General features: G+C 61.4%; 4 protein-coding genes. All 4 read right to left on the bottom strand.

The genetic code is table 11. The features are described from left to right. Window positions 1-163: 163 nt before the first annotated feature. Window positions 164-2,587, bottom strand: a complete 2,424-nt coding sequence (locus PLN84_RS12590) for a CDC48 family AAA ATPase (RefSeq protein WP_292384539.1) — start codon at window positions 2,585-2,587, stop codon at window positions 164-166. Window positions 2,588-2,631: 44 nt separating this feature from the next. Continuing rightward, the gene (locus PLN84_RS12585) at window positions 2,632-3,222 is read right to left on the bottom strand and encodes a 5-formyltetrahydrofolate cyclo-ligase (RefSeq protein WP_292384538.1); all 591 of its coding nucleotides are present in this window, start codon (window positions 3,220-3,222) and stop codon (window positions 2,632-2,634) included. A gap of 62 nt (window positions 3,223-3,284) precedes the next feature. Further along, entirely contained in the window at window positions 3,285-3,701 is a 417-nt protein-coding gene (locus tag PLN84_RS12580) for a carboxymuconolactone decarboxylase family protein (protein WP_292384536.1), read from the bottom strand. Between the two features lie 578 nt (window positions 3,702-4,279). Beyond that, window positions 4,280-4,403, bottom strand: a 124-nt coding sequence (locus PLN84_RS12575; RefSeq protein ID WP_348532134.1) for a phosphomethylpyrimidine synthase ThiC, incomplete at its 5' end; no start/stop codon positions are given.

Here is a 4,403-nt window from a genome sequence, read left to right as displayed (position 1 = left end):
TCTGATCTCCCTGCTCTTTGAGCCCCTGCTCCATGAGGCGTTTCATCAGTTCGTTAAGTTGCTCGAAGATGTCTGCTGGGCTGTCACTCATAGTCATCACGTTGGTATTTCATCTCTGCTGGTGGGGGGGCGCGTAGCCCCCCTTCTGCGGGGAAGGCGCCACTCAGAACGCCATAGCCGTCTGCGGCAGGGGGCGTTCGATCCTGGCCTTCAACTCCTTTGCGAGGCGTTTGATCTCGCCGAAGTCTTTCTTTCTCTGGTAGACCGCGTCTTTGAGGGCCTGTGTCAGATTTTTGACTTCCTGCTCGACCTTCCCGGTCTCCCGCATCCTGGCACGGTTGATCGTCGAGACGGCATCTTCGAGCGCCGACCGCTGCTCCTGGTTGTAGAGGATCTCCCAGGAGTGGCGTTCGTTCTCCTCCAGCCGGTCGATATCGAGTGTGCCTCTCACGCGGGAGAGGGCGTCTTCGAAGTGTTTTCCGGTGATCCGCACGTTGCCGATGGCCTGGTTCCGTTCTTCCTCGCTCTTTTTGCCCATCGCGGCAATGAACTCGCGCATGGCGGATATCTTTGCCTCGCGAACCAGTGCCTCGATATCGGCGCCGACGTAACCCTCGGTCCTGTCGACCAGTTCCTCGATGTTGACGTCGCTTGCGAGGATCTCCCTGTTCCTGAGGTACACCTCGAAGATCTTCTTCCTGCCTTCCCGGTCGGGCGGCGGAACATAGATGATCCGGTCGAATCTGCCGGGGCGAAGCAGCGCCTCGTCCAACATGTCCGGGCGGTTGGTAGCGCCGAGAACCACGACATTGTTGAGCTCTTCGAGGCCGTCGAGCTCTGTCAGGATCTGACTTACCACACTTTCAGTTACGTGCGATGATCCTATATAAGATCCGCGTTTGGGCATAAGCGCGTCAATCTCGTCGAAAAAGATAATCGACGGTGCTGCTTGCCTCGCTTTCCGAAATACCTGGCGAACGCCGCGCTCCGACTCCCCGACCCATTTTGAGAGGAGCTCCGGACCTTTTATGGAGATAAAATTGCTTTCGCTCTCGTTTGCGACCGCCTTTGCAAGGAGTGTCTTCCCGGTCCCGGGCGGCCCGAAGAGCAGGATGCCGCGGGGGGGTTCGGTCTCCAGGGAGGCGAATATCTCCGGATATTTGAGCGGCCACTCAACGGCCTCTGCAAGATCGCTCTTTACGTCTTCGAGCCCCCCGACATCATCCCATTTGACATCGGGTATCTCTACGAGCACCTCTCGCATCGCGCTCGGCTCGACGTGCTTATGCGCTTCGATGAAGTCTTCGTTCGTCACGCGGAGCTGGTCGATGATCTCGGTGGGGATCTCCTCCTCGATCTTGATCTGCGGTATGATCCGGCGAATTGCGTGCATCGCCGCCTCTTTTGCCAGCAGCGCGATGTCGGCGCCGACGAAGCCGTGCGTGGAGCGGGCGTAGTCGTCGAGGTTCACGTCTTCGGCAAGGGGCATGCCGCGCGTGTGGATCTGGAAGATCTGCTGCCGTCCTTTGGTGTCCGGGATGCCGATCTCGATCTCGCGGTCGAATCGGCCGCCGCGCCGCAGGGCGGGGTCGATCATATCCGGGAGGTTCGTTGCGGCGATCACCACCACCTGGCCCCGGGTCTTTAGCCCGTCCATAAGGGCCAGGAGCTGGGCGACGATCCGGCGTTCGACTTCACCTTTCACCTCCTCACGTTTGGGCGCGATCGAGTCGATCTCGTCGATGAAGATGATCGAGGGTGCGTTCTCCTGCGCTTCCTCAAAGACTTCACGGAGACGCTCTTCGGACTCGCCGTAGTACTTGCTCATGATCTCGGGGCCCGAGAGCGTGACGAAGTGAGCATCCACCTCGTTTGCCACCGCTTTTGCGATCAGCGTCTTTCCTGTTCCCGGCGGACCGTAGAGCAGGACTCCCTTCGGGGGCTCGATGCCGAGGCGCTCGAAGAGTTCGGGGTGCCGGAGCGGGAGTTCGATCATCTCACGGACAAGCTGCAACTCGCGATCGAGACCGCCGATATCCTCGTAGTGGACATCGCCCGCTACCTCGCGCTGCCCTTCCTTGGGCTCGTAGGGGGTCTCTTTCAGCTCGATCTCGGTGCTGTCGGTGACGATGGCGATGCCTTTCGGGGCTACTTTGGCGATGACGAACGTGAGCGGGTTGCCGAGGATGCTGACCCGGACGTGCTGCCCCTCGGTGACCGGCCGGCCGCGGAGGAGCCTTCCCAGGTACTGTTCTCCGCCGACGAGGCGGATGGGCTGGGTCGGCTGGATGGTCACCTTCTTGGCGTATCCGGCCTCGGTCTTCCTGATCCGGACCTTGTCGTCGATCCCCGATCCGACGTTGCTCCGGGTGTTGCCGTCGATGCGAAGGACCGCCTTACCGGTGTCCTGGGGAAAGCCGGGCCATATGAGCGTCGCCGCCTTCTGGCGTCCCTCGATCTCGACGACATCACCACTGACGAGGCCGAGCGCCTTCATGGTGTCCATGCTCAGTCTGCCGATTCCTCGGCCGGCGTCCTCGTGGGCCGCCTCCTTGATGGTCACCTCAACATACTCTGTATTACCCATGCGAATAACCTCCTCGTATGGTTACCATAGGTAAGTGATGACAACTATTTAAATGTTTCTGACATGCTACTCCCGTTCAGTCGGGTTGTCCCTTTTTCTGTCACGATCCAATCCATCTTCACATCGTTTTCGTCGACGGGAACGCTCGGTGTCTGCTGGCAGGAGAACGCAATGCCTATCTTCTGCGGGTGGGGGTACCGGGAGAGGAAGCGGTCGTAATATCCGGCACCGTAGCCAAGCCGGTTTCCTTCGGCGTCGAAGGCGAGCATCGGTATGATGACCACCTCGATCTCCTCGGGCCGGGCCGGGAGTTCGTGGCCGATCGGTTCGGGCACGTTGAACGTGCTGGGGGAAAGGGCCGCGGGGTCCGGCAGATAGGAGAGGCGGAGGCTGCAGGTCTCCCGTTCGATGATGGGCACGACGACCCGCACGCCCCGCCGGTTCAGGTCGGCGATAAGACCGCTGGTCTCGACCTCGGGGGCTTTGGCGACGTAGACCATGACGGTCGTACAGCCGTTGAGGAGGTCGAGAAGCCGTTCCGTTATACTCCTGCTATATTCGGTGATCTGTGAGGGCGAGAGAAGGAGACGTGCCTCCTTTGCCTGCTCCCGGAGGGCCGCCTTTGTCTGGCTCATTAGAGAGTTTTGGCTGAATCAGACCATAAAGCATGCATGTCCCGGGGTGAGGCGGAGGTCGCCTACTCCCCGGCCCCCTGTTCCTTGCCGCAGACATCCTGGAACTGCCGCAGGGAGGAAGCAAAGACCCGGGTCTTCCCGATCATGGCGGCGATCTGGAGGACGTCGAGGATCTCGTCGCGGGACGCGCCTTCTTTCAGCGCGGCCCCCATGTGGACCTTCAGGCAGCTATCCGCCCCCGCTCCCGCGGCGGCCGCGACGGCGATGAGTTCCGCGGTCTTGGGGTCGAGAGACTCCGGGCGGGAGATCCGGTAATCGGCGACGGCGGAGAGCGCGAAGGTCTCGGGCCGTTCCCGGAGGATGGAGAAGATGAACGGGACGACGCCGAGCATCTTCTCGACATCCTCCACGATGTCGTCGCCGAGGTCGTCGGCGTGGGCGAGGAAGTCGTCTATGAGTTTCTCGTTATCGGGTTTCATTGGGGTGTCCTCTTATGTGAGTGTGGGCGGGGAGGAGGATAAGGGTGCGGGTTTTTGCTGTGAGGGCGGGGGTTCTGCCGTTATAGCAATGCACAACCCCATCTACGGCTTTCGTGGGGGTATCGCCACGGGGGGAGGGGCTGACGGGGAGTGCGATGCTCCGGAGGAGCGGAGCTCGAGCACCGGCAGGTGCGAGGTGCGAACGTAGTGAGCATGAGAAGACCGGAGGTCTTCGAGGGCGGTCTCCCCCTCCCCTGTCTTCACCCTACATACAGGCCTGTACCCCCACCCCGCCCGGCCTTCGGCCTCCTCATTTGCACCTGCGGTGCTTAAACTCCTGACTCGAAACCCTTCGGGTTTCTCCAGCTCCGGCCCTTCGGCCCACCGCACCCTTCGGCCAGTCGTTCCCCGCCCCTTGGGGCGGGGGCAGCGCGTGGCGATAGCCACCACGGTCCACTGTACCCGGGTCGTGGGCAAATATCAGTTTGATATGCATACAAACAGCCCTCGCTATCCAGCGAATAATGCCCCAAAAAAGACGAGATCCCGGAGGGAGCGCCCCCGCCCCCCACTCTCTCTCAGAAGTTAAAGTGCCGCCCGACGATCTTCAATGCGCAGAAGTCCCCGCACATCGTGCAGCCGTCGGTGTCGGCCGGCATCCGCTCGGCCCGGATCGCCCGGGCGCGCTCGGGGTTCATCGCG

The sequence above is a fragment of the Methanoculleus sp. genome (assembly GCF_035363275.1).
GTDB lineage: Archaea > Halobacteriota > Methanomicrobia > Methanomicrobiales > Methanoculleaceae > Methanoculleus.
This window is presented reverse-complemented; position numbering and strand designations above follow the sequence as displayed.

What these genes read in the sequence shown, in the direction of transcription:
- PLN84_RS12585 (WP_292384538.1), bottom strand. Translation starts at nt 3,222, where the DNA reads ATGAGCCAGACAAAGGCGGCCCTCCGGGAGCAGGCAAAGGAGGCACGT.
- PLN84_RS12580 (WP_292384536.1), bottom strand. Translation starts at nt 3,701, where the DNA reads ATGAAACCCGATAACGAGAAACTCATAGACGACTTCCTCGCCCACGCC.
- PLN84_RS12590 (WP_292384539.1), bottom strand. Translation starts at nt 2,587, where the DNA reads ATGGGTAATACAGAGTATGTTGAGGTGACCATCAAGGAGGCGGCCCAC.